At 57.3% G+C, this 25,457-nt stretch carries 13 protein-coding genes and 3 pseudogenes; 4 read left to right on the forward strand and 12 right to left on the reverse strand.

The features are described 5' to 3' along the window. Positions 1-149: 149 nt before the first annotated feature. Together EKO19_RS15785 and EKO19_RS15790 are read right to left on the reverse strand one after the other, a co-directional pair. Positions 150-1,415 carry an IS256 family transposase gene (locus tag EKO19_RS15785; RefSeq protein WP_129777438.1) on the reverse strand — a complete coding sequence of 422 codons (1,266 nt, stop codon included), beginning with the start codon at positions 1,413-1,415 and terminating at the stop codon, positions 150-152. A 246-nt stretch (positions 1,416-1,661) separates the two neighbouring features. After that, on the reverse strand, positions 1,662-2,972 hold the full coding sequence (locus EKO19_RS15790) for a glycosyltransferase (RefSeq protein WP_129777439.1): 1,311 nt from the start codon (positions 2,970-2,972) through the stop codon (positions 1,662-1,664). Between the two features lie 304 nt (positions 2,973-3,276). On the opposite strand from EKO19_RS15790, the gene EKO19_RS15795 reads away from it, so the two are divergent. After that, positions 3,277-5,562, forward strand: a complete 2,286-nt coding sequence (locus tag EKO19_RS15795) for a hypothetical protein (protein ID WP_129777440.1) — start codon at positions 3,277-3,279, stop codon at positions 5,560-5,562. 287 nt (positions 5,563-5,849) lie between these two features. On the opposite strand, the gene EKO19_RS15800 is transcribed toward EKO19_RS15795, so the two are convergent. After that, positions 5,850-6,881, reverse strand: a complete 1,032-nt coding sequence (locus EKO19_RS15800) for a glycosyltransferase family 2 protein (RefSeq protein WP_129777441.1) — start codon at positions 6,879-6,881, stop codon at positions 5,850-5,852. 372 nt (positions 6,882-7,253) lie between these two features. Then, positions 7,254-8,651: an MATE family efflux transporter gene (locus EKO19_RS15805; RefSeq protein ID WP_129777442.1), complete on the reverse strand. Its 1,398-nt coding sequence runs from the start codon at positions 8,649-8,651 to the stop codon at positions 7,254-7,256. A gap of 754 nt (positions 8,652-9,405) precedes the next feature. Between EKO19_RS15805 and EKO19_RS15810 the strand changes: the two genes are divergently transcribed. Then, positions 9,406-10,623, forward strand: coding sequence for a Gfo/Idh/MocA family protein (locus EKO19_RS15810; RefSeq protein WP_129777443.1), 1,218 nt, complete (start codon positions 9,406-9,408; stop codon positions 10,621-10,623). Between the two features lie 12 nt (positions 10,624-10,635). Continuing rightward, positions 10,636-12,129: an LVIVD repeat-containing protein gene (locus EKO19_RS15815; RefSeq protein WP_129777444.1), complete on the forward strand. Its 1,494-nt coding sequence runs from the start codon at positions 10,636-10,638 to the stop codon at positions 12,127-12,129. A gap of 108 nt (positions 12,130-12,237) precedes the next feature. On the opposite strand, the gene EKO19_RS38310 is transcribed toward EKO19_RS15815, so the two are convergent. The 3 genes from EKO19_RS38310 to EKO19_RS15830 all read right to left on the reverse strand — a co-directional run bounded on the left by EKO19_RS38310 (position 12,238) and on the right by EKO19_RS15830 (position 15,271). Continuing rightward, positions 12,238-12,711 (reverse strand): gluconate 2-dehydrogenase subunit 3 family protein, encoded by a 474-nt coding sequence (locus tag EKO19_RS38310; RefSeq protein WP_157995280.1) that lies wholly within the window; start codon positions 12,709-12,711, stop codon positions 12,238-12,240. A gap of 188 nt (positions 12,712-12,899) precedes the next feature. Next, positions 12,900-14,588: a GMC oxidoreductase gene (locus EKO19_RS15825; RefSeq protein WP_217705400.1), complete on the reverse strand. Its 1,689-nt coding sequence runs from the start codon at positions 14,586-14,588 to the stop codon at positions 12,900-12,902. A gap of 467 nt (positions 14,589-15,055) precedes the next feature. Next, a complete protein-coding gene (locus EKO19_RS15830; protein WP_129777446.1) occupies positions 15,056-15,271 on the reverse strand; it encodes a hypothetical protein in 216 nt (71 codons plus the stop codon). A 64-nt stretch (positions 15,272-15,335) separates the two neighbouring features. On the opposite strand from EKO19_RS15830, the gene EKO19_RS15835 reads away from it, so the two are divergent. Beyond that, complete coding sequence (locus EKO19_RS15835) at positions 15,336-16,298, forward strand: aldo/keto reductase (protein WP_129777447.1); 963 nt, start codon at positions 15,336-15,338, stop codon at positions 16,296-16,298. A 31-nt stretch (positions 16,299-16,329) separates the two neighbouring features. On the opposite strand, the gene EKO19_RS15840 is transcribed toward EKO19_RS15835, so the two are convergent. The 5 genes and pseudogenes from EKO19_RS15840 to EKO19_RS15865 all read right to left on the reverse strand — a co-directional run bounded on the left by EKO19_RS15840 (position 16,330) and on the right by EKO19_RS15865 (position 24,977). Next, a complete protein-coding gene (locus tag EKO19_RS15840; protein ID WP_175597079.1) occupies positions 16,330-18,306 on the reverse strand; it encodes an outer membrane protein assembly factor BamB family protein in 1,977 nt (658 codons plus the stop codon). Between the two features lie 390 nt (positions 18,307-18,696). Further along, positions 18,697-19,161, reverse strand: a pseudogene (locus EKO19_RS15845) (IS3 family transposase); the annotation flags it as partial. A gap of 81 nt (positions 19,162-19,242) precedes the next feature. Beyond that, positions 19,243-20,767: pseudogene (gene ltrA, locus EKO19_RS15850) on the reverse strand (group II intron reverse transcriptase/maturase). Positions 20,768-21,437: 670 nt separating this feature from the next. Beyond that, positions 21,438-22,162, reverse strand: a pseudogene (locus tag EKO19_RS40160) (IS3 family transposase); the annotation flags it as partial. A 196-nt stretch (positions 22,163-22,358) separates the two neighbouring features. Then, complete coding sequence (locus tag EKO19_RS15865; protein ID WP_129777452.1) at positions 22,359-24,977, reverse strand: alpha-mannosidase; 2,619 nt, start codon at positions 24,975-24,977, stop codon at positions 22,359-22,361. Positions 24,978-25,457: the final 480 nt, after the last annotated feature.

The raw sequence follows: 25,457 nt of genomic DNA on the forward strand, positions 1-25,457 counted from the left end.
CGGGCTCGGTGGGATGAGCCTGTGCGACAGGCTCGGACGGATCGACTCTGGACATCGGCGGGCCACTCCTCGGCGCCGGCGGCGCCTCGAAAAGCGCTCCGCCAGGTGGTCCCCAACCGAGGAAATCCGGTGGTCCCGAACTCAGGAAATCAGGTGGTCCCCAACCCAGGAAACTGGGTGGGTCTCAACGGAGGAAATCGTGCAGCCAGCTTCCACTCGCGCGCTGATCGTACCTTGCCATCGTTGATATTGCGAAGGGCCAGCCAGAGCAACTTGATTGCGGCCTCATCGCTGGGGAAGTGGCCGCGGTTCTTGATGATCTTGCGCAACTGCATATGCAGGCTCTCGATCATGTTGGTGGTGTAAACGATCCGGCGCACTTCCGGCGGGAAGGCAAAGAACGGGATGACGTGCTCCCAGGCTCGGCGCCAGGACTGCACGATCGTTGGGTATTTCTGGCCCCAACCGCCGCTGGCAAAGTCCTCCAGCGCCTCGTGAGCGGCCTCCAGGGTTGCCGCTGCGTAGATCGGGCGCAGCGCTGCCGCGATGGCCTTTCGTTCTTTCCAGCTCGCGTAGTCGAGGCTGCTGCGGATCAGATGCACGATGCACGTCTGGACGGTGGTCTGTGGGAACGCGGTGGCGATCGCATCCGCCAGGCCCTTGAGCCCATCGACCACGGCGATGAGGATGTCATTGACGCCGCGTCTGCGCAGCTCGTTGAAGACCTTCAGCCAGAACTTCGCCCCTTCGGTCTGCTCGATCCAGATACCCAGCACGTCGCGGGTGCCGTCGGGCAGCACCGCCAGCGCCAAGTAGACGGCCTTGTTGCGCACGACCGCGTCGTCGCGGATCTTCACGCGCAGTGCATCGAAGAACACGACCGGATACATCGGCTCGAGCGGCCGGCTCTGCCAGGCAACGACCTCGGTCATCACCTCGTCGGTGACCTTGCTGATGAAGTCCGGCGAGACCTCGGTGCCGTACATCTCCAGCAGATAGCCTTGGATCTCCCGCACCGTCATGCCACGGGCGTACATCGCGATGACTTTCTGGTCGAAGCCAGTGAAGCGACGTTCGTGCTTGCCGACGATCAACGGCTCGTAGCTGCCTTCCCGATCGCGCGGCACCTCGATATCGACAGGGCCATCATCGGTGAGCACGGTCTTGCCGCTGGTGCCGTTGCGCTGGTTGGTCTGCCCGGGCGGCTTAGGTTCGCCATGCTTGTAGCCCAGATGCGAGGTCATCTCCGCGCTCATCGCGCGCTCGATAATGGCTTTCTTCAAGGCTCGGTAGATCGACTCGAACTCACCCTGGGTGATCGGACCGGGGATCAGCTGATCCAACAATTCCTTGGGAATCTTCGGCTCAGCGCTCTGCGCCTCGGTCGGGGCGTTGGACTTCTTCTTTCTCGGCATATCGACTCCTATAGGTCATGATATGCCTCGAACACAAAAATTCAGACAGGTCCGCCGCAGATTTTGCAGCGGCTGGATGCCGCTGTCGTCCAGGCTGTCGTGGAAAACCGGGTCATCAAAGAAATGACCATCTAAGCAACGCCAACGGTACGATTCGGTGTTCGGCGTTGCTGTCCGCTCACGTCAATGCGGCCCAGTCCACCCGCTTACTCCTTAAGTTCGTTCCACCCTGCCGAATCCGCGTGACTATGACTGTCGCGCGTACACCTCGCATTCCAGCGCTCTCCGAACAAGCACCCTCCACTCTTGAGTTTGCTCACATCGGGCCTTCCTTGTCTCCTGCTCGATATACATGCTCAACTCGCGCAACGTTTTACCGCTTTCGATACATTGCTTGATAATCAATGCAGCCGCACGAGGATTAGCCAAATCGATGCGTGGGACGTTTGGAAGGAAAGGCAACCCACTCATTGCAGCATCAGTGGCAACAAACGGCATGCCGTAAGCGGCGCACTCTGCGAGCTTCAGTTTGGCACCAAATGGGTTGCTTATAGGAGCGACGAATAGATCGTCACTTAGCAGATGTCGAACGATCCCCTCCCGGCCTGCGTCACCGAGGAACACCACACTGCTCGACCGCCAGTGCGCAGGCACGCAATCATCGGTTGCCCCGACGATACACATCGTTACCGTGTCGTCCAACTCACTCATTGCAGGCATGAGTCTCGTGCATATCCACTCGATGGCGTATCGGTTCGAAAAGTGCCTGATGTGTCCCACAAACAATAGCCGCCGACTTTTGGTATGTTCCCAGCCTCTGCTTTGCTCGCTGAGCAAAGGCGGGAGCACGGCCGTGAGTTGATTTGCAGGACGCATTTTTGGAATGTCATTCCGCGTCAGCACTACTATGGCTTGACATCTCCTAACGATTCGCTCGAATTTCCGGCGAAACCTGAATTGCGCGATCCACCTCGACCAACGATATGTAGTGAGATCGGATCCCAAGTAAGATAGCAACTGCTTGTGGAATGACACTTCATCGTTGAGCAAGATCAGACACTTGCGTACATTGCTATCGAACACGGCCGGCAGATGAAAGGCTGCCCAGATGTCGTTAATCATCACTAGATCTGGCTGAACGGTCTCTACGATCGCCTTGAACTCTCGATCGATATGCGACTGCTTTCGGATCAGCTGCTCACCTATGTGATCCGAGGCTCGCTGAATCGTCCGCTTGACGCCAACCCACCTCTCAGTCCCGGACGTGCCCGCTCCGTTCTCCCGCCACTGTATGGCAACATGCTCGAACGCGCCCTCGAGTATTGCGTCCGCGTGATCTCTGCTCCTCGATGAAGTCTCACTCGTCACGACCACGAAACGAATGCCCTCAATTTGGCGCAGCTGAAACAGCAGATGTCGTGCCCAAGCGGCCGCACCATCCTTCCCGCCCAGATCTGCCATTAGAAATATCATCACCGTAGGCCGTCGCGTCGTCATACGAAGCTCCTGCTCGTAAGTTCCAAACTCCATTCGCGCCGTCAATTTCTCTGCATCCATCCTTACTCCATCACGCAATCTGAGCAAGCCGCCGATCTGAGCAATCGGCACCAACTTGAGGCAAAGAGCGGCCTGAAGTTCCAACCGAACGGCCCAGAGCCTCCGAATTCCAGTCGAGACAAAGCCGGATCAGCTCGATGCGGGGCGGGATCGAACACCACGATCCCGCGGCTTACGGCGCCGCACAGACTTCGCTCTTACGCGCGCAACTCACCGCTTCCGGCCCATTCATCGCCAAAAGGGGGCATCGGAGCAGGCACCGGCGGTCGATCCACTGGGCCGGCAAATCGGCACGGAGACGAACATGAGCGTTGAAGGTAAGGTCAGGCAGCAAAGACTCGCTGTATTGGTAGCCACGAGCCTGATCATCATCCCCCTAGCACCGAAGAATGCACCTGCTGGAGTAAAGGGATGTGAGTCAGTCACTTCATCGAATCTCACCGTTGATCACGGGCATCGCTGGCGACCGCCGTTCGGTCTCGACCTTGTGGGAAGCCCCCTCGTTGCACACGTCGAGATCTCGTCCGAACAACCGACATCGGCGAAATACTACTTCACCATTTTTCACGATGACCGCCCACTCAAGCGGCAAGCGCTCGAGCTTTCAGTCAATCCGAGTGACTACGCCGGATTCAGCAGCTTCCTCGCAGAGGCAAGCCGTGGCAAGCGCTTTGCTCACGTGAGCCTTCCGCCAGCGGCCACTAGTGTAGTACTGGAAAGCCACTGCAATGAGCGTACCGAAATTCTACAGCGGCGGGAGATTACGCGCCCGGAGCTTGAAGCTGATGCCGTCGCCCACCCTCTTCACCTCGCCAATCCCGTCGATTTGGGCACCATATTGCCTCCCTATAAGGAATTACTGATGCGAAACGGCGAAAGCGCCACCGTAGACTTTGCTGCCCTCTCAAACTCGACACACCTGCCGGCCGCTCGTCTCGTAGCTTGGTTTCAAGGCGACGGGAAAGTGGAGAAGCCGCTCCCATTGCGAAAAGGAAAACGCGTCACGGCCTCACTCACACTCCCCTTGTCAAGCGAGGCCACCCAAACCACCCTACACATCCGCTTGCTCGACGGAAAGCATCAGCCGCTATTCTCGAAGGAGATCGGCGTGATGATAGCCCACCTTCCACGTCAACCTTGGCCCAGCTTCGGTGCGGTGGAAACGAAGCTCCGATACGACGCCCCCATTCCATCCTTTGACCCACAGAATGGATTGCCTCGCCGATCAATCTCGTATCAATCCGCCTGGGATGAGCGTCTCAAGGACATCGTCGTGTTCCTGCCAAACGGCTCCCGCTTCGTATTCTGGCGTGGCGCTAGCTATGTTCCATTCTGGGCTGGGCAGCACAACACCGGAACCCTGTATCAATGGGTCGAGAATTGCAATAAAGAACTGATGGTGCCCCATCCGGATGGCTCTACCGACTGCCCCGAGCCAATCTTCGACAGTGAATTACGCTACGGCCGCGTACACATTGTCGAATCAAGTGCGTCCCGCGTCCATGTACGCTGGGATTATCAACTCACTGACATACATTATGAGATTAATGGGGGATCCGCTGTCGAAGACTTTTACTTCTATCCCGACGGATTTGGCACTCGCGTCGTAACGTTCGTCGCTCCAACGGATGCCGATCCTCCGCAGCTCTCGGAGTTCATAGTTATTACCCCTCCTTCTGCATACCCACTTGAGGTGTTTCCAAAGTACTCGATCGAGGCGATAGAGTTGGATTCTGGCCAAAAGGAACGTGTCTCCCTGCCATACTCGAAGACCGAGCCCCGCGATCTCGAGAGTTCTCGTACACAGTTCTCGCAGCTCCCCCTGCTAGGCACGACTCCGACCTTATACCGAGTCTTCTCCCATAAGGATGATAGATCTTCTGCGATCTACGTACACTTCAATGGGCGAAGCGAACTCCGCGTGCTCGCTCCTTACATATTTCCACCAATATACGATCGCGGCGAGATCGTTAGTCCTGCGTACTGGGGCAATCACTGGCCAGTGACGCGGGGAAAGTGGACAGGATGGACAATCAACGATCAGATATCCGCCGGACCAGCGCACAGCAGTCTTGCAGTATGGATCCCAATTGACCCTGACTCAAACAAACTGCGATTTGAAATGGCTCCGTTGCAACAGAGTCAATGGGAGATGCCTGACTGTGCCGCTCCGCCCCGTCTCTGCAATCTCAACAGATTCGTTTGGATGATTGGAAATACCGATCTGTCAGATGCAGATGTCATCGAGATGGCGAAGAGCTACTTACATCCTCCGTCCATCACGGTTACCGGAGGGCGACCCGCCGTTCCCGCGTACACTCCTGAGCGGCGCGCACTGCGTGTGGTCGCCGAATCATCATCGATCACTCTCGACCTCAACTCTCCGCGTGCGATCATCAATCCGACATTTGAGATTGACGACGCCCCAAGCAAGCTTGCGCTAATCACGCTTGACGGAACGCCTCTCCCCGCGAACGCCTATCAATGGGACGGTTCAATTCTCTGGATCAGGACGCGCATCCAAACAGGAAAAGGGAAATTCGACATCCAATTTATTGGAGATGTTCGCGACCACTTTCAATCCCCTTGACTACCGATAGCTCTTGAACGTCGCGCCGCATTACATTCCAAAGCATATTCACAAGCTGCGCATTTCGCTGAAGCGGGCCGCTTTGTCCGCCGACAGGCGGCCTAGGCGTTAGAGGCGAGGAGCATTCTGAATTTTTGTGGCCCTTGGAATGGCTCGATGACTGCGATAACGATGACCGGCGGTTGCGGCTCAAGGCAGAACACGACGCAGGGAACACTCACGCACGCTGCCCCGAGAAGGGACGTTGTGTCGCGCTCTTCGAACACAGCATCTTGAGTGCCCAGTGCTTAATGACTCGCCCCCCCCTCGAGCCCATCAACGTATTGGTTCCAAGAGTCCGGGTGCGTCTTCTTCCATGGCGTGTGCGAGAGTTTGTACCGCTTGCCAACCGATGAGATTAGCAAACCCAGCCAGCGGGCTACCTTACGTGGCGTATGTCCCACAAGCATCGGAATCACCCTCGATCTAACCGATTGCAGGAGCGGACGAACTGACCGCTTGTACTCCAGCGACGAGTATGCCCCCACCGAACGAAGCGCTAAGAGATAAGTGAAATCCTTCCACGGCTCGGGATTTGAGAAGCTGATCTTTGTCGCTTCGGAAATAGGAAGCGACCAAATCAGCCATGGCAACTTTATGTACCAAACTAAAAAGCCGTCTCTAGCGTGCGTCTGCGCGTTGCCGAGGCGCAAGCTCATCAGTACCGACGATATTGCATATGCCCCCTGAGGCAAAGGCTGCTGAAATATTACCCCCATATGAATGAACCTGGAACCATAGTAGGCCTTCCGATCTCTCTCGAGCCATACGCTTCGCTTGATGACGACACAGCAGATGCAGATCAGGCAACGACCCAGATCGGCAAATAATCCATCCATGTCTCCGGCAGAATATACTTTGTCAGAGTCCATCATGAAGAAGTTGGGAACGTGAACTTTCGTCATAGTGAAATCGCGGTGCTCACCATTTACTAGCACCAAGCTAAAGTCGTCCTGAAGCACTCTGAGAACCGTATTCAATGCGCCTGTTTTGAGGAGATCATCATCGGAAAATAGCCAGCAATACTCACCGCGCGAGAGTTCCACCGCGCGGTCAAAATCCTGATCTATACCATTGTTTTCAGCCTGCCTGATGTAACGCAATCGTTCAAACCTGCGTCTCCGCGCTGCGACAACTTGAGCAGTGTCATCGGTAGACGCACCATCAAGAACGACGATCTCGCAATCGCTCGTTGCTTGATTGATTATGCTATCCAGAGTATCTCCAATGAACGATCCGCGATTCATCGTTGCAATACATATGGACAGTTTTATGCTCATATTCAGACAGCCCTCTCGGCTCGCTCGAACAACGTTAGAACGGCCCCAGTTTCACTCGAACGCCGTCGTGCCAGAATCAACCCAGTTCGTCCTGGCTCGATCGTGAAATCCAGAGACTCTTTGAGGACAGCAGGACCAGCAAACCTGTTAACGGCTGCACGAAGCAGCCATTCGCGCGAGTGCGCGCCCGGAGTTCCTGCTCCTTCTCAATCGGCTCAGTCTGACCGTCACCGATCAGCTGGCTCAAGATCGCGCTATTCCCTCAGGACATGAGCCACTGCAGACGCTTCAGCCATCCTGATAAGTGTCAGCGGATGGAATATTCTCGATCACCGTCCCTCGTGGGCAAGGCGTACAGTCTGCCGCAGTACCCTATGCCGTCAGGCTTAGCCGCACGCCAGACCTCATGAGCCGCCAGGCGCCGTACCTGTAGTTGAGGATCGCCAGCACCGCTCCCACCGCGGATGACATCGAGATGCTCCACCAAATTGCATCCGCTTGCCAGTAATCGACGAGTGTCGATGCGATACCTATTCTAAGAACAATCACTGTCCCCATGTCTATCAGCATCGGCATGACAACGGATCCGGATGCTCGTGCAACGCCCAACAGGACGATTGAGACCGCGGAGAAAGCGAATGACCAGGCCACGACGGCGTTGATCTGAACTGCAACCACCGCCGCCGCTGAATCCAACGGTAGGAATGCTTGATATACCGAGCTTCCAGCAAAATAGAGAACCAGCACCATCAAGGAGGTGAACGTGACGGCATAAATTAGGCCGACATAGGCTATCGAGCGGATCCGCAGCCAATTTCCGGCGCCAACGCACTGGGCCACCATCGCAGTCACCGCAACGCCAACGGAAGTTGCCGGCATCACCAAATAGCTCCACGTTTGGCTGGCCGCCCCAAATGCGGCGGTCATTTCCACACCAAAGCGGTTCACGAGAGCGACTAGCATGCCGCTGCTCAGTAGGACCAGAAGCACCGGCACGCCCATCGGAATCCCCATGCTTAGCACCCTTTTAGCGATGCGTAAATTCGGCCACAGCATTGGAAGATCTCGTTTTCGAATACAGAGAACGGTGTTCCATCTATATGCAAAAACCATAAGCACCGTTGCGCCGACCGTTTGTGCAATTCCGGAGGCAACTGCGCCCCCTACAATCCCCAATGATGGAATTGGACCTATACCGAAGATGAATATCGGATTCAAAGCGATATCAAGACCTACCGAGAGCATTAGAAAGTACAACGGTGTCTTTGCATCCCCAATGCTGCGCATAGTAGATACTATCAACGCGAAAAAGCAGGTGCTCGGAAGCGATACTAACAGTGCCTTCAGGTATGGCATTGCTAATGGAAGAGCCTCTAAAGGTGCGCCCATCATCATCAATATTTGTTCTGCAAGCCAAAAACTGCAGATCGCGAGTAGCACGGAAAGTAAAGCGATCATCGACGCCCCGGTGCCTACGACTCGTCGCACTTCCGAGACATCGCCAGCTCCCAGGTACTGACCGACAACAATGGCCGCCGCCGCTACGAGCCCGTAGACAACGCCGGCGAGGACACCCACGACGGTGTTTGCTACGACCACTGCCGCGAGCGCCGCCTCTCCTAGGTACTTTCCTATCCAGATTGCGTTCACCACACCGTTGAGTGAGAGAAGCGCGTTTGCGCATAATGTCGGTACTGCCAAACGAAGCATCGCTTCGCTAACGCTGCCTTCGGCCAGGATGGATTGATTCATACCGCTGGATGCGAACATCCCTTCACCCTAAGCGTCCGCTCACAGGCCGGCGCTGTCTTCAACGCTAGATTCATGTCGGAAAGAACATGAATCCATCCCGCCATACAAGCCTCATCAGTTAATTATGTGCTCACCTCCCACACTGAAGCGCGATGCAGCCCTGCGCGCGCACGAGGCTCCTTCAGCCCGCAGTAAGCACCGGTCGACGACGCAATGATCCGCCGCGCGCAGTGTCAGACCGAGACAATCGTCAATATCCGAGGTGTACAACCACGCGCTCGGCAATCCAACCGTCCCTCCATACGCTCGGGTGTGGCCCCAGCAAGCGCGCATTTGGACGTCGCGACGTTGGCACCCTGGGTCGCACGTGCCCACACAGCTCCATTTGACACGATGATCGTGCAGTAAATCTGCGCCACGCGAGGCGCCACTTCCCGGATCGTTGGGCTCATCCATCACCTTCGACCGGTCTGTCTGTTGAATAGCTCAGCAGAAGCCTCAGCCACGGATCAGAACCTGCAGCGGGGGCTCCGCGAATCTATCGGTCCGTCATCTCAAGATGCCGCCCCTATTGCAGTCTCCCGTCATGCTTCGCCTTCCGCCCAATGGTGGTCGATGACTTGCAGAGCGCCAAACGCGCCGGTCAAGACGCGGCTGATCATGGATCGGTGCGCCCAGAGCCCGGGTACAGACTCAATCCTTCTAAGTTGCCCCGCTTGCAACGCGGCGCGGTGAGCGGATCGTACTTACCTTGCTCTTCGGAGAGATCTGCATGTCAAGCCGTCGTGAATTTCTCAAACTGAGTGGAGTAGGAGTTCTTTCGGCCGGTGGGATCCGGCTTGCAGAGGGGGTTGATAGGAAACCAACAGACCGCCGTGCAGGGAATGGAAAGCTTCGGCTGGCGATCGTTGGCACCGGGCAGGTTTCACACAAGTTTCTCAAGCAAGCAGCAGCTAGCCAGCGTGCACAGTTTGTGGCTACGTGCGCACGTACGTCGGAAAGCGCAGAAGCTCGAGCCAAGGAATATGGTATAGGCCGCTGGTTCAATGACTACAACGCAATGTATGACGCCGTCAAGCCGGACGCCGTCGTCATCGCTACCCCAAGCTCAGTCCATGCCGCACCGACCATTGCTGCACTGAATCGTGGGATTCATGTCATGTGCGAGAAGCCAATGGCAACCACCTACGAAGATTGCCAGGCAATGGTGGATGCCGGCCGCAAGAGCGGAGCGGTGTTCCTCAATCTACCCTTCGACGCCACACCATCCTTCTACGCCGCCTTACAGCAGCTGAACGAGGCCGCCATCGGCGTTTTCACCGGTGCAGAAAGCCAATTACTGATCGACGGTCATTCGCGAGCAAATTGGTACTACGATGCGAGTGTCGCCGGCGGTGTGATGCTCGACACGCTGGTCTACCCGGTGAGTCGGCTCATCGCGATGCTCGGCCCCGCCAGCCGGGTCACCGGTTTTGTGAACACACTGATTCCTCATCGTATCGTTGGCGATAAGACCGTGGAGACCACCATTGACGACAATGTGAGCCTCGTTATCGAGTGGCCAGGTGGGCAGCAAGCCTTGCTGAGGGCACTATGGGCCGTCTCTTGGGGGCGCACGGACGCGGTGATCTATTGTCGTCATGGCACCATATGGACTCAGCTGTTCGGCGACGAGGTGGTCGTCCATTCACCAAAGCGGTCGATTCCGGGCGCCACGCCTCTAGCATCGGATGGCCGCCCGGACTGCTATCGCCTAGCTACTCGAAAGGAAACTGGGCCCAGTGAAGGAGCGGTTGAACACTTTGTCGACTGCATTCGGGGATTGGCGTCGCCCACTTGTGGCGGTGACCAACAGTTGCACGTGCACGAAATTCTTTTCAAGGGGTATCTGGCAGCGCGCATCGGTCGCGTACAGGAATTGCAAACCACTTTTACGCCGTGGCACAAGCTGGATCGCGCCTTTCTCGATACTCGCTCACGCCCGATCTAGCGAAGGACAGTGATGCGAACTCATTCATCAGCCCGCCGTCGGATCAATCACGTATTTCGCGAGATCATAGTCGGAGCGGCGCTTCTAATATCGGTCCGCCCTGCTCTTTCTGAAGATCAAATCCACTCGATGAGCAGAGCCCCGTGCGGCGCTGGCGACCGCACGGAAAGCGGACTTCAGGGACAAACCACCCTCGCAGAGAGATTCAGCTCCGGCCCTACACTGGCCTACAACTGCAATCTCGAACTGGTCGGCGCATTTGCTGGTGAAGGCTCGGGCGCCGATGTGGAGGCCTTCGACATCTGCGCGTATTACTCAACGGCAAACAACCCTGCCCTTCAGCATCCTGGGGTTACCGTTCTAGATGTATCAAACTCACGCCGCCCGACAATTGCCACGTATTTGAGTAGCCCGGCGATGCTGGACGCACACGAATCTCTTGACATTCATGTTGGGCGCAAACTCCTGATTGCTAGCCGTCCGGGATCCACTTTCGATATCTACGATCTTTCGGCGGATTGCCGCCGACCGGAACTCAAGAGCAGCGTCTCCTATCCGGGACTCTTCTCACATGCAGGCCAATTTAGCAGTGATGGCAATATATACTATGGAGCGACTTGGCCCCCCACGGTAAATGGTGCCGTAGATTCCTCAGTCTTCGCACTTGACGTGAGCGACCCATCACACCCACGGATCATCGATACCTGGAAACCCCCACAACGAAACTGGACCACTCACAGCGTTGGCGTCAACAAGGAAGGGTCTCGCCTCTACGTGTCGCTCAAGCGGATGACCGATGAATCGGTGCCCGGCGCCGGCCCCAACGGACTCGTGATTCTTGATGCGAGCGATGTCTCGAACCATCGATCGGGCGGACAATTCCGACTCATCAGCACGTTGTTCTGGAACGACTCACACGGGGCGGAGGGAACGACGCTTGCAAAGATCCGCGGCCGCCCATACCTCATCTTCACAGATAACTCTGGGACGCTCGCAACTTCGCACCCGTGCGACCTCAAGAATGCTTCGGGAGGATTCGCGAGAATCATCGATCTCCAAAATGAGCAACTCCCCCGAGTAGCTTCTCGTCTATTGCTTGAGGTCGCGGACCCAGCCAATTGCGAGCGGATTCGCTATGACGCAGGCGCCTACGGTGGCTTTGCGTGCAGCGTGGATGATCCTGAGGACGCCAAGCTTGCGGCTTGCGGCTACTTCGAGAGTGGTTTGCGCATCTTCGATATTCGAGATCCAGGACGACCGGAAGAGGTTGCCTACTACAAACCGCCCGCGCTTCGCACGGGCCATCGACCAGGATCGCTCTTTCGGGCACTGGCGCCAAAGGATAAACCGGCACTAGACAAAACGGCGGATGCTGTGATCATCGCCCCATTGTTTCGTCCGAATGGCGAAATATGGTTTACCAGTGCAGACAATGGCTTTCAGGTGGTACGCTTCACTGATCGCTTTAAATCCCTACGACCCGAGCTATTTCGGCACCGCGAGTAGATCAACGAAGCGCTCGGGTCTAGGCCTGGGTCGCCCAGAGCGAGCTTCCTACGGTATCGCGCCAACGTCGAGTCGTCCGAGGAAACCTCGACAATCCGTCGCGGCCGATCAGTTCGCCTCAGGTACTTGCGACATCGATGAGGCCATCTGCGGTATGCCCGGCAGTGCCTGAATCTGTTGCTCCAAGTGACGCACGATATCCGCCGATGCGCCAGGAAATCGCTCCAGAGGAACGTTTCCCACATACGCAATAGCGGCGTGCCCTTCGCGCGTCGGGTAGTAACCATCGCAGATCAACTCAATCAATCGCCGCGCAAAGGCTGAACTATCTTTGAAGTTGCATAGTCGATCAAAGACTGCAGCTTGTCCCGGGAGGTCCATTTGCGCAAACGGCCGTCCAAACTCCCCCAATGCCGCTTCGTCGAGCTTTGCCAAACCTTCTAAGATGATGAATCTGTCGGATTGCATTTGCGGGTAAGGTGCGCTGAGCCATTCGTCCAGAAACTCGTGTACTTTGAGCATCCCGCCCGACGGATGAGGCGGCGCGGCTGGGATCACGATATCGCAGAGAGCAGCCAGCAACGCCAGCTCCGGCGTGCTCAAAGTCCTGGCCCAATTCACCGGCCGTGTTCGTAGGTCCGGATCACTGCCATATCCGCGTGCCGGCGCTCCCGCGGCATATGCTGGAAGATCCCGCCCCCCGCGTGCCGCCAAAAGGATGAGGCCGGCATATTTCAGTGCAGTTCGACGCGTGACCCCGCTCGATTCCACTAGACCTCCTTGCGCACGAAGCGCTGTGCGAGGTTCTCGCTCGCCCGCCAGGCGAGAGCCATGATCGTATGCGTCGGATTCTTGCACGCGTGGCTAGCAAGGCTCGCGCCATCCGCAACATACAGGTTGGGGACATCCCATGCCTGGCTGAATCCATTCAATACCGATTCTGAGGGCTTCGCTCCCATCCGCGCGGTACCCACTTCGTGTATAGCTTGTCCGCCGCGAGACATCGTAGCCACTACATTCGGCTTACCCCCCATCGCTGTAATCATGTCGCTCGTCGTCGTGAGAGCATGTCGCGCTTGCTCGATCTCTTGGGCACCAAACCGCCAGTGAAACTTGAGCACGGGAATGCCCCACTGGTCCTTCACCTTGGGATCGATCTCGCAGTGACAGTGCTCGTTCGGAACCATACCGCCGCAGGAGGTCAGCCACAGTTCTGAACCGTACTTGTGACGTAACACTTCATGGAGTTGCTTGCCGTAGATCGGCTTGCCCGATTCATCCAAAATGAATTTGAATGAACCAACCGAAGGCATCGATCGGCCACCACCAGCAAACAGCTGGTACTCCGTCTGAAAACGCAGCTTGCCCGCTCGCTGGTCGCGGTGGCGCCACCATGGAACCAGACCGTGTGCGGCGGATGTCCCATCATCATTGAACGGAGGCAACCCGCACAGTGCCGGGATGACCCCTCTCACCGAGGTGACGACCGAGTCGGTCAAATTGCGTCCCACCTGCCCGGAACTGTTTGCCAGGCCAGCTGGAAAGGAGGCACTCCGCGAGTTGAGTAGTATCCGCGCACTCTCACATGCGCTCGCAGCTAACACCACCGCACGAGCTCGGACGAAGCGTCGAGCACCCGTGGACTTGTCTATATACCGGACGCCGGAGACTCGACCTCGATGATCGATGGGCAGCTCGTACGCCATCGCGTTCGTGCGGATCTCGAGGCACCCGGACGCCAACGCAGGAGCAAGCAATACGGTCGGGCTTTGGAAGCTGGCGCGGATTGAGCACCCTCGTACGCACGGCGTAGCGTAAAGACAGGCTTGCCGACCATTGAGGGGGCGCGTGAGAACCGCGACATGATTGGGAACCATCTGAATGCCTAACCGGCGCTTGAGGACCATCTGCACCCATAGCTCGTAAACGTGAAGTGGCGGCGGCGGCAGAAGCACGCCAGGCGGCGAATCTGGACTGTTTTCGATACCTTCGGCGGCTCCAAAGACGCCAACCAACCGCTCCACCCGCTCGTAGTAGGGGGCAAGATCCTCATAGCCGATCGGCCAATCAGCCCCCAGCCCAAAGCGAGTAAATGTTCGAAAGTCGTACGGGCCGTAGCGTAAGGTGGTCTGCCCCCAGTGATTGGTGCGCCCTCCGAGCATCCGTGCTCGCAGCCACTGAAACTCAGTGCCTTCTGCACGCGTATATGGCTCTCCCTCGATCTCCCAACCTCCGATGTTGGCGGCGTAAAAACCAAATGGTCTGTCTGGGGTCGCCGCACCGTTCAGCGGAGCGTCCGCTTGTACCTGGAACATTGCTGCTTCGGCGACAGGATCATAATGCCTGCCCGCCTCGATAATCAGCGTCTTCACCCGGCGTTTCGTGAGTACATAGGCGGACATCCCGCCACCGGCACCAGAGCCAACGATAACAACATCATACCCGTCGCTGTCTTTCACCGGCTTCCCTGCGCATTTACACGGCACTTGAACGGAGTTGACTGCCCCTGTTTAGCACACACCATATTGCTGTCGCGCTAAGGTCTCAACACCGACAACTCGCCTTGCATCCGCTTTCAATGGATTCAGATCGCAACTCATTTGTGTCAGCCGTGGCCAACTCGCCGATCGGCGGAGTACGCATATGAATCGCTGCCATCAGAGAGTGCACGGAATTGGATTGCGTCCGCAGGTGATCACGTCCGTCTGCTCTACTCCCCGCATTCCGCCTTTTGCCTTTCCACAAACCTGACTCTTCATCTTACGGGCGATCGGCGAAACGCATCGGTGCTTCAATCGCCGGGAACGTCTGATATCGAAGGTCAGACTTGATCGGGACTCGACATCGGCAAGTGTGCTCTACCCGTACAAAACCCACTCCCCTTCACTTCGATACTGGAAATTAAGATTGTTCGACGCCCAGCATTTTATTCATCGCTCTTCCGTTCGGCGAAATCCCACGGATACTCTTGCTGCCCTGTGACCAGCTCCTCAGAGATCCCTATCTCCATCGCAATTCCGCATAGATGCTTCAGCGTTACTCCTTGAGTGACAAACCAAGTCAATTCCATTTCAGCTGCCGGATCGATCACCCCTATGTGGACAAGACGCACGTTTATCACCCAGACAGCGCTCGCCGGCATGCTCGCTGCCACGGACCGTTCTCAGCAGAGTTATCAGCTGAGTGGTGGCGCCCCCCTGAGGCCAATGACGACGCAGAAGATCGCCCGAACAGACCTGGCCGTCTCTCGCATCGCTTACGGGTGTGCCAAGCTCGTGCCGCTCAACTCGGCTCCACTCGACGCATCCGCGATCTCATCAGCGGAGCGACTCGTTCAAACGTCCATTGACAACGGGATCACCCTCTTCGATCTAGCTGATCACTACGGCTACTTCAAAGCTGAAGAAGCATTCGGCAAGGTCCTGCATCGCTCACCGAGATTGAGGCAGAGAATCGTCATTCAGTCAAAAGCTGGGGTGCGCGGGCAGACTCAGCCGTGGCTCCCTGGCGGCTACTACCTTGATTGCAGTCGCGAGCACATTGTCAACAGCGTCGAGGGCAGTCTTCGCCGGCTCGGCACGGACCATCTAGATATTTTGCTCCTACACTACCCGGATGCACTCGGCGAACCACAGGAGATCGCCGCCGCATTTGAAGATCTAACAGCCAGTGGAAAGGTGCGCTACTTTGGCGTGAGCAACCATACCGTCAGCCAGATTGAGCTATTGAGGAAAGTGCTGCGACAACCCGTGGTGGTCAATCAGATTCCGTTGGGGCTCGCGCTCTGCGATGTCATTGCCGATGGGCTCAACGGAAATCTTGCAGATAGCACACGTGTCACCGGAATCATCGATTACTGCCGCCTGCATGATATCTGCCTGCAGGCACACTCTCCGCTGCAAGGCACGTTCGCCAACTTACCCGCGGACGCGAACCCCAAAGCGAAGGAGGCTGCTCGTGTACTCGCAAGGATCGCCGCAGCTCGAAGCACCACGCCCTGGGTCATCTCGTTGGCATGGTTGCTGCGTCATCCGGCGGCAATCCTGCCCATCATAGGCAGCACCGACGCGGCTCACATTACAGAGAACTGCGCCGCTGATTCCGTCCATCTTGATCGAGAGGAGTGGTACGGACTGTTGGTGTCAGCTGCGGCCGCGTTGCAATCGTAACTCGCACTGAGCACTGGCGTTCGGCCGCGGCTCAACGATCAGCCAAGGCCGCCTCACGCGCGCCGGCTCGCACGTACATGAATATCGCCCGAAGATCCGTGTCAGACACATGATCAAATGCAGGCATACCTGCCGAGGCTAGTGCTCCCTCACGCACAACGGACTTGAACGCATCGAAATTCGTCGCCAATTGAGACTCTCGCAGATCAGGAGCAATGGACGCGTAGCTGTTGAGCCCAAAGCCATGGCAACCGGAGCACCGATGATTATCGAAGGCAACCGCTCCTCGAGCTGCGAGCGCCGTATCGATCTGCAAAGTTGGAACATCGATCGCTTTGACACTAAATCGTGGAGGCATGCCCGGTGGCAACGTCGCGCTCTTACCAAGAGCGAAGACGAGTAATCGCCGCTGCTGCTCGTTGAAGCGCCACCCGTAGTCACCCGCTTTGTTCGAATTGGCGGTTCCGCCAAAGCCCACGAGTACCGCGACGTACTGCACACCGTCCAGCGCGTAGCTCATGGGCGCTGCATTGATGCCAAGGCCGGCATAGAATGACCAGAGCTTCTCCCCGCTCGCTGCGTTGTACGCATTGAAATACCCTCGCCCGGTTCCTTGGAACACCACGCCGCCGCTGGTACTCAATACTCCGCCGTTCCAGAAGCTATCTTGTAAACGCACTTCCCAGCGCTTCTTCTGAGTCCTCGGGTCCCAAGCAAGCAGTCCTCCGGAGCCGTTGTCTTGGTCGGCAGCCGGATCGGTCGGATAGCCGAGCTTGATGGTCGGAACGTACATGAGCCCCGTATCAGGACTAAATGACATCGGTTGCCAATTATGCATACCGAAGGCACTAGGCCATTCTTCGGCGGGCTTTTTCTCGCCAGCAAATCTAGCGCTGACCACTGGACGGCCGGTCTGTAGATCGATGCGATCAGCCCACGTCACCTTGCCGATTTTTTCGGCTGAGATCAGCTTGCCCTCGACCCGGTCTATCACGTAGAAGAAGCCGTTCTTCGGCGCTTGCATCAACACGGCACGAGGTTGATCAGCAATGGTCAGGTCGGCTAGCACTATGGGGCTGGCGGCATCGTATTCAAGCGTATCGCCAGGATTCATCTGATAGTGCCACGCGTACTTTCCTGTATCCGCATCGAGGGCCACAATCGAAGCCGTAAAGAGCTTGTCGTTACTACGGGGAAGATCAGGTCGCATCGCACTGGCTGTGCCGAAGTACACCCGGTTGAACTTGGGATCGCACACGATGCTCTCCCAAACTGTTCCATGTCCGCCCTGCTTCCACCACTCTCCACTCCAAGTCTTCGAAGCCATCTCCATGGCAGGATCCTCAAAGCCGCTTGCCGGGTCACCTGGGACCGTGTGAAAACGCCACAACTTACGCCCGTCCTTCGCGTCGTACGCGGTGACATAGCTTCGCGTGAGGTCGTACCCTCCTTGGCCGATCACAATCTTTCCATCACACGCGCGCGGCGCGCCTGAGATGATTTTCTCCATGGCGGGTTCGTCGAAGGTCTGGGCAGACCAACGAACCTTCCCTGACTTGGCTTCGAGCGCAACCAGCCGACCATCAACCGTCCCGACGTACACCATTCCTTTCCAGACTTCGACGCCTCGATTTGCTCCGAAGATCGCCGCCCGAGAATGGGACGGATGAGTGGAAAGCTCCGGATCGTATTGCCATCGTACTTGGCCGCTGCGCGCATCGACGGCAAAGACCCACCCATTGGTGCCTGAAAAGTACAAAGTGCCGTCCACCTCCCGGGGCGTCGCCTGAAGCGTTCGCTGCCCGGGAAGGTCTACGTACCAAGCTAATCCCAGCTGTTTGACGTTGCTTGGGTCGATGGACTTTAGAGAGCTATGGTATTGAGTGAGATGGTCGCTCGGCGCGCTCAAGCCGGGGTGCGTGGGTACACTTTGGCTCAGTGCTCCTCTGGCATGCGCCCCAAAAGTCCCTAACGAAAAGCCGGTGAGTATGACGACAACTTTTAACATGATCATCCTTCCACAGAACCATTTTCAACCAGCTGCAATGAGTCGAGACGTTCACACTTGAGGTGAATACCTGCCGACGCAGCTTCGATTGCTGCACTTCAATGGGAAGTAGGGGTGTGTTGTCCAGCAACCATTCAACAAAGAGACTGCCGACTGACGCATCAGACCACTCGCGCAGGTTGACTCGAGCTGGTAATACGGCTTTCCATACGCCGAGGATTTACGACGGGTCCCATTTTAGAGATGGACTGATGGTCGGCGTTGCCCCCCCATCTTCTTAGAGACTGCGTTTGGAGCGCCCCATCGGCATCACGAAGATGGGCGTCCATCGCCGCCGACGGTGCACTTGTAATAGGGCTATGATCTTCCCCCGAGATCGCGGAGACATCGCTAAGCGACTTTGTCCATCGTCTCGAACTCGGCCGGTGAACGGTAGCCGAGCGTAGAGTGACGACGTTGCCGATTGTAGAACACCTCGATCCATTCGAAGATGTCCTGGCGTGCTTCATCTCGCGTGAGATAGCGACGATGATGCACGAGTTCGACTTTCAGCGTGTGAAAGAAGCTTTCGACCACTGCGTTGTCCCAGCAGTTGCCCTTGCGGCTCATCGAGCAGTCGATGCCGTGCGTGGCCAGCAGCCGCTGATAATCTCCGGCCGCGTATTGAACTCCACGGTCAGAGTGATGCAGCAGTCCGGGATGCGGCTTGCGCCGCCACAGTGCCATCGTCAGCGCCTGCGTCGCCAGATCCGCAGTCAGACGTTCGCCCATCGCCCAGCCGATCACGGCTCGCGAGTACAGATCGAGCACCACGGCCAGATACAACCAGCCTTGCGCCGTCCACAGTGGAGTGAGAGACCGGGCGTAGTCGAACTATTTCCCGGTCTCTCCGCCCCGAACCGGACTTGCACCTTTCAGCGCATCCGGCTCTCCATCTCAAGTGTTGCTCATAGCAAAGACGAGATCAGCGTAATGCGATTCGAATGTATTGTGCTTCTCTTCGCGCAAGATGTACGGATTGCCTTGCGGCAGCCGCCACTTGAACTGACCCTTCCGGCTCGTCACCAGTCGCCGCAGTGTGATTTCTCGGAAGGCTCCGCGACTATCCGGCCCTGGTAGGCCCCAGGTTTTGGCCCGCCCGGGTTCCGGAGCACGCACCCACTGACGACAGAGGGTTTTGAGGGTGGCTCGATATTTTCGACCGAGCCAGTGCCCGAGCTTCCAGAACACGATCCGATCCAATCGCTGGAACACAGTTGCCGTGTAGTCGGTGAACCGGTAAAACTCTGCCCATCCTGCGAGGATACGATTCAGAGATTCCACCTGGTCAATTTTGTTGATGCTGTAGTTGCCCGACAGTTCTTTGACAAGTTTCTGTGCAAGTCCCCGGTATTTCGCCCACGGTATCGTTGTGACGGGCCGCATGCTCCCACGAGGTCCTCGTTTGCGGATAATCCGGTGGCCGAGAAAGACAAAGCCGTCGTTCACGTGAGTGATATGGGTTTTCGCCATATTGAGCGTGAGCTTCAGTTTGCCTTCCAGAAAGGCCCGGCAGGCTTCACGCACTTCCTCTGCATGCGCCTTGGTACCTTTCACCACCACCGTAAAATCATCTGCATATCGGCAGTATGCCACCGCTGGCTTCCACTGCCGGCCTTCTCTCACAGTAATAGGTCGCCGCTTGAGAATGCCAAAGTTCCACGCCCACCGGTCTTTCCGCACTTTGCTTGCTCAGGTAGTTCGTTTCCATCCACTGATCAAACTCGTTGAGCATGATGTTGGATAGCAGTGGGGATAGGACTCCCCCCTGTGGAACGCCTTCGCTGGCAGCGCGAAAGAGACCGTGATCGACGCGACCGGCCTTGATGAGTCTCCACAACAATGCCAGAAAACGCTGATCTGCAATGCGCTTACGAACGGCTCTCATCAGCAGCCGATGATGGACGGTATCGAAGTAGCTGGCGAGGTCACCTTCAATAATCCAGCGACCAGACACGCTTGATTCATCGCCGTCCTGCAGCTGCAACTTGATCGTTCGTATCGCATGGTGGACGCTGCGTTCGGGTCTGAAGCCGTAGGAGAGCCGATGAAAATCGCTCTCCCAGATCGGCTGCATCGCCATCAGCATGGCCCGCTCCACGATTCGATCCCGCAGACTCGGGATGCCCAGAGGCCGCAGTTTCTTCTTGTCACTTGCTTTAGGAATATACACACGTCGCGCCGGCAACGGCTCATAAGTGCCCGCCAACAGCTCGTTACGTATCCTCGATAGCTCTGTAGGGAGATCGATCTCCATACGTTGCTTGTCGATTCCGTCTATCCCCGCCGTTCGCGCACCCCGTGAGGCCAAGGTCACGCGCGCAGCTTCCGCGAGCCAAGTTCTATCGGTAATCAGTCGCAGGAGTCGATCGAACTTGCGTTCTTTGTTATCCGTTGACCATCTCGCCAGCTTGTCCTGCATTTCGCCGATTATCAAAGGTCTTCACCTCATTGCAGTCGGCTAATTTGCCGCACAAGCTTCAGACTGCTCCCCTTCGCCATGTGACAGGCTTTCCCTGTCGCTGACTACTACGAGAGCTCCGCCAACTTGGACAGCCTCGGAGGGCACACCCCCTTAACATCTGTTCCAAGCCTTCCCTAGTTCACATGTCTGGACTCGAACACACGGGCGAGGTTGCCTATCGCAGTCTTTATCCTTGCTTGCCGCAAGTCGTCGCAGGTGGTTTGGTCTAGCGACGCTCTTCCCAAACCGCATCACCGGACCACCTACATGTTGGTCCAGCGATTTGCCAGTTGGCGCATACGTGTTACCAGTTGGCACACCCACGTCCTGCCTGTTAAGTCGTGTAGGCAGGGGTGACATTTCAACCCTCAGATGCGTTTCAAATAGGTTCGTGTTCCTCAACCGTCCCATGCTCAGCCTAGAGACTCATCTTGGCGTAACGACTTCGCCTCAAGCCCCGTTATCTGCGGACTTCGTCACCTTGTCAGTGTCCGACAAGTCACCGCCGCTTCGGCTCACTTCTTCTCGTAGCAGAAGAAGGGCATCTTCATAACTCGATGCATTCCACACATGCTCAAGCGCTGTTTCCCCCTCAATGCGGCGGGGACTGGCAGCGTCTAGGCGTACCGTAGCTGATGTCCCCAGCCCATACGCGATTGGGCTGAGCGACGCTGAACGCGCGGTCCAGCGTGTTCTCGGCCACCGGCCATCGATGAGCGGACAGCGTCGTCGCGCGCCACTTGCGAGCGCTCTTGGCGCGTATCTGGGCTGTTCTCATCAGTCCAGCGACACGGTTCTCGCCGACGCGATGGCCTTGGGCCCTCAACTCGTGGGTGATCCGCGGGCTGCCATAGGTACCCCGTGAACGCTGGTGAGCTTCGCGAATCTCCCCTAGCAGCTGATCATTGGCCCGCGTCCGTGCGCTCGGTGGTCGATCTCGCCAAGCGCAATAGCCGGAGACCGATACACCCAGCGCCGAGCACATCAAACCCACAGCAAAGCGGCCAATGTTGTCCCGGATGGCTCGGAACCTCATTTCACGTCCTTCGCGAAGAACGCCGCCGCTCGCTTTAAAAAATCGCGTTCCGCGGTCACCCGCGCCAGCTCTCGACGCAATCGAGCCAGCTCCTCCTGATCGCCCTTGACCTCACCTCGCGTTTTGCCTGCCGCCTGCGCGTCACGTTCTTCTCGTGACCATCGATGCAGCATGTTGTCGTTGATTCCAAGCTCACGCGCGATCTGCGACAGAGGCTTGCCGGACTCCCGCACCAAACGCACAGCCTCCGATTTGTACTCGTCGCTGTATTGCTTTCTCGTTCTCTGCTCTGACACTTCCAACCTCCAACTTCGCATTGTCCACCTTTTGGTGGTCTCCACGAAATCGGGGGACGATCACTACATTCCGCAGCGCTAGGTAGCGCGATCACGCGACAGAACGTCGCCCGGTTTTATCATCCTGCCCTGCACTCACTTCGATCAGGTGGTACCCGAGAGCAAGAGCCGGTGGAAACATCGCTAGATCGATGGGTGATCAAAGGTCCACTCCCACTCAAGATCGAGTTTCGAACTTCAATTTGAATGTCCGGATCTCATACGGCTTGAGATCGAAGACAATTCGATTCGACGCCGATGCGATCGCTGCGCCATCCTCTTCGATGAGACTGCTTTCATGGACCCTTCCAACATCACTGCTGAAATTGATACTTGCTCCTCGGGTCGGCCTACCAGCCGCTTCGTACACTCGCAGCACCGTCGCACCATCGGCTGCTAACTTCAATGCAGACACGACGACATTGTCTTGAGAAACAGAAAGCAGCCCCCAACTCGCAGCAACATCGCCAGGGTGAGATATTGCTGACTCCGCGAGCAGCGGATGATTGAACTCAAGACCTGCACGCCAGGGCAGCGTGGCTCGCCAATCGCCTACGTGGGGAACCAGCGCATAGTCGAGAGTGAACACTCGGCCCATCTCGTTTCTGCCGGCCTTGTTTCCCGTCGAGCGTCCCAGCGAAAGCATGAGCATGCCGTCGGCGACATTGCCGCCGGGCAAGCCACGGTTCAACAGCGTGAGTCCCTGATGTCCGTCGCTGTAATCGATCCAGTTCTGCGCGGGCCATTCTTGCATGGTCTTGCGCTCGATCGCCCCGAATGGAATTTCGTGCGTCGCGACGCCTTTCGTCATCACCGTGGGAAACACCGCTCGGTATCGAACGTGGTCCTCCTGGTTTGTGATAGTGGTGCGAATATCGATGCGGGCGAGGTCGTGGTACAAACGGACCCGCGTCGCGTAGCCGTTGGTGCCAAAAGGATGAGCGACATCGAACTGGGAAAACACCGGCCCAACCGTCGTCTTACCGCCATAGCTCGTGAGGGTACCGCCGCCGCCGCCGCCGAAGTCAGAACTCCACAGTGTGCGAGCCGGTCGGGGAGCCGGGATGGGCATTTGCATCGCCGTGAGCCGTCCGGGGTTGAGTTCCAAATCGATTTCGAACCAGTCTCCAGCATCGTCTTCGCGCGCGACGAGATTCCCGGATGAGGCGAGTACCTCCCAGTTCCTATCCTTGACGACGAGACTCGTCATCGCGCCCGTCCAGAGGTTGAACGTTGCCCTGTACAGGCTGTTCTCGATGCTGCTGGAGTCTTCATGCATGCTCGTGCGGGAATTGGTCGGTACATCATGTGGACCCGGCCCATGGGATATGGCATGGTAGATCGCAAGCCCCAGCGCGGGAACTTCCCGCGCAATGAAACAGATGCGGGCACGACGGATTCCTCCGTCCCTATCGCGTTCGGTACTCAGAATCTGAACGGGCACCGATCTGCCTTTCTCATCGAGCAGCCCGATCTGCCGCACGTGCGACTCCCGGAAGGCAACGTCCACTTCGGCAAGGTCGGTGCGCGACCAGCTCAGTGTGTTGAACACGGCGACGGGCACACCTTTGCCTGACGTGTCGATGCGCGCGAGAATGGTGTCCACGGCTCGCCCGGTCTCGCTCTGCGCCGTGCGCCGTGCCTGCCCATAGGTTCGCGCGACTTCATCGTAAACGTGATCTGCCATGACACCGATGGCCGGGTCGTGTGCCTGGTTGAACAGGACCTGCTCCCAGGCTTGTTCAAGGCCGACGGGACGGGCTTTGCCACCAAGGACCGAGGCTACCACACTGAGCTTCTCCGCCGTCAGGAGCAGTCCTTCGGTCTCCCGCATGGTCTGCTTCATTTCGATTCGGGTGCTGTATCCACCGCGGAAGATCGGATTGAGCTCCCCGGTCACGACGGGTTGCGTGGCACGCTGTGCAACGATCGTCTCGAAATCTGCTGGCGTTGCAAACTGAGTGCTGAATGGCTGGTTTGGTGATCGATTGAATCGAGCGAGCATGACCGGAATCACTTCTTCCGGAGGAAAAACGTCAGCGCCGGCAATCAGCGCCCGCTCATGACCTCGACTGAATGGCGTGAGCTGATCAAACACATCGACCAGTCGGTTGTCGAACTCGATCTCCGTGGTGGGGGTTTTGCCAGGGTAGAAAATGCCGTAGCCCAATGGCAACCAGAATGCCGGTATCCGCGTCCCATCGATGCCTTGCCATAGGAACTCGCTCGGAGTGCTGCGGTCCGGTGCGCCACGCTGAAACCAATAGGACTTCATACCAGCGAGCTTCAGGATTTGCGGCATTTGGGCATTGTGACCGAACGTGTCGATCGCCCAGCCCGTAGTCACGTCATAGTTCAACCGCTTCCGAAAGTAGCTTTTACTCATCAGATACTGGCGCACGATGGCCTCTCCAGTGGGCACGTTGCTGTCGTGCATCGTGTAAGTGCCGCCGACGATCTGCACTCTTCCCTGCCTTAGCAGCTCGCGAAACTCGCCTTCCTTCTCGGGATACCGATCGAGAAACGGCTTCACATAGCACATTTGATCGAGCACGAACCGATATTCAGGGTAATTCTCGAGCAGCTCAAGCGCTTTGAGAATATTTGGTAGCCCAATCTGTAGGTATTCCTCGCGCGTTTTGAAGACCTGCCCTTCCCAGTGTGAGTGCGGGATGACGAAGACTCGCTGAGTGAGCGCGCCTCCATTGGCCAAGGCGGACGTCGCAAGCAGTAACTGCAGTGCCAGTAGTCCGCAACGGACCAACCTCGCAGGGGGCGTGGCATGGAATGGCGTCATATCAAGGGGTCTCCGCGCGTTCGATGACTAGCAGCCCGCGAGCGCTGCATGCCGACATCGACCCGACATCTCGTTAGCTGCCGCGCGCGGCGTAGTACCATCGATGAGACACGCAATCCGGCTCGGCCAATGGAGCACCGCAGTGCGGGATCGTCGGAGTGATAACGCTCCGCAACTCAAAAGCCTACGCATGTGCGCGGTTGCGGCTCCCCGGAAGAATCGCATCGACAAGAAATGCCCGTGGCATCGATCGTTGGCATCGATCTGACCGGTTGAACGAGCCGGCCGACCCCAACGAAAAACAGATACAACGCCCTTCACAGGCCGCTCGCAGCGCTGCGTCGGCTCCTGTTACAGCCAGCTCGGAGCCTACCGCGGTCCAGCTACTGCCAGCCATTGACGCGACCAGGGTGATCGTGCCCTCATCGCGTACATACGCAATCTGGTTGCGGCGCTAGTCCACCGCCGTATTCTTCACGC

It is taken from the genome of Peristeroidobacter soli, assembly GCF_004138485.1.
Taxonomy (GTDB): domain Bacteria; phylum Pseudomonadota; class Gammaproteobacteria; order Steroidobacterales; family Steroidobacteraceae; genus Steroidobacter; species Steroidobacter soli.

Excerpts from the sequence above, each read along its gene's own strand:
- EKO19_RS15805 (WP_129777442.1), bottom strand. The coding sequence starts at position 8,651 with ATGTTCGCATCCAGCGGTATGAATCAATCCATCCTGGCCGAAGGCAGC.
- EKO19_RS15815 (WP_129777444.1), top strand. The coding sequence starts at position 10,636 with ATGCGAACTCATTCATCAGCCCGCCGTCGGATCAATCACGTATTTCGC.
- EKO19_RS15835 (WP_129777447.1), top strand. The coding sequence starts at position 15,336 with ATGACGACGCAGAAGATCGCCCGAACAGACCTGGCCGTCTCTCGCATC.
- EKO19_RS15810 (WP_129777443.1), top strand. The coding sequence starts at position 9,406 with ATGTCAAGCCGTCGTGAATTTCTCAAACTGAGTGGAGTAGGAGTTCTT.
- EKO19_RS15795 (WP_129777440.1), top strand. The coding sequence starts at position 3,277 with ATGAGCGTTGAAGGTAAGGTCAGGCAGCAAAGACTCGCTGTATTGGTA.
- EKO19_RS15800 (WP_129777441.1), bottom strand. The coding sequence starts at position 6,881 with ATGAGCATAAAACTGTCCATATGTATTGCAACGATGAATCGCGGATCG.
- EKO19_RS15785 (WP_129777438.1), bottom strand. The coding sequence starts at position 1,415 with ATGCCGAGAAAGAAGAAGTCCAACGCCCCGACCGAGGCGCAGAGCGCT.
- EKO19_RS15830 (WP_129777446.1), bottom strand. The coding sequence starts at position 15,271 with ATGCCGGCGAGCGCTGTCTGGGTGATAAACGTGCGTCTTGTCCACATA.
- EKO19_RS15865 (WP_129777452.1), bottom strand. The coding sequence starts at position 24,977 with ATGACGCCATTCCATGCCACGCCCCCTGCGAGGTTGGTCCGTTGCGGA.
- EKO19_RS15790 (WP_129777439.1), bottom strand. The coding sequence starts at position 2,972 with ATGGATGCAGAGAAATTGACGGCGCGAATGGAGTTTGGAACTTACGAG.
- EKO19_RS15840 (WP_175597079.1), bottom strand. The coding sequence starts at position 18,306 with ATGTTAAAAGTTGTCGTCATACTCACCGGCTTTTCGTTAGGGACTTTT.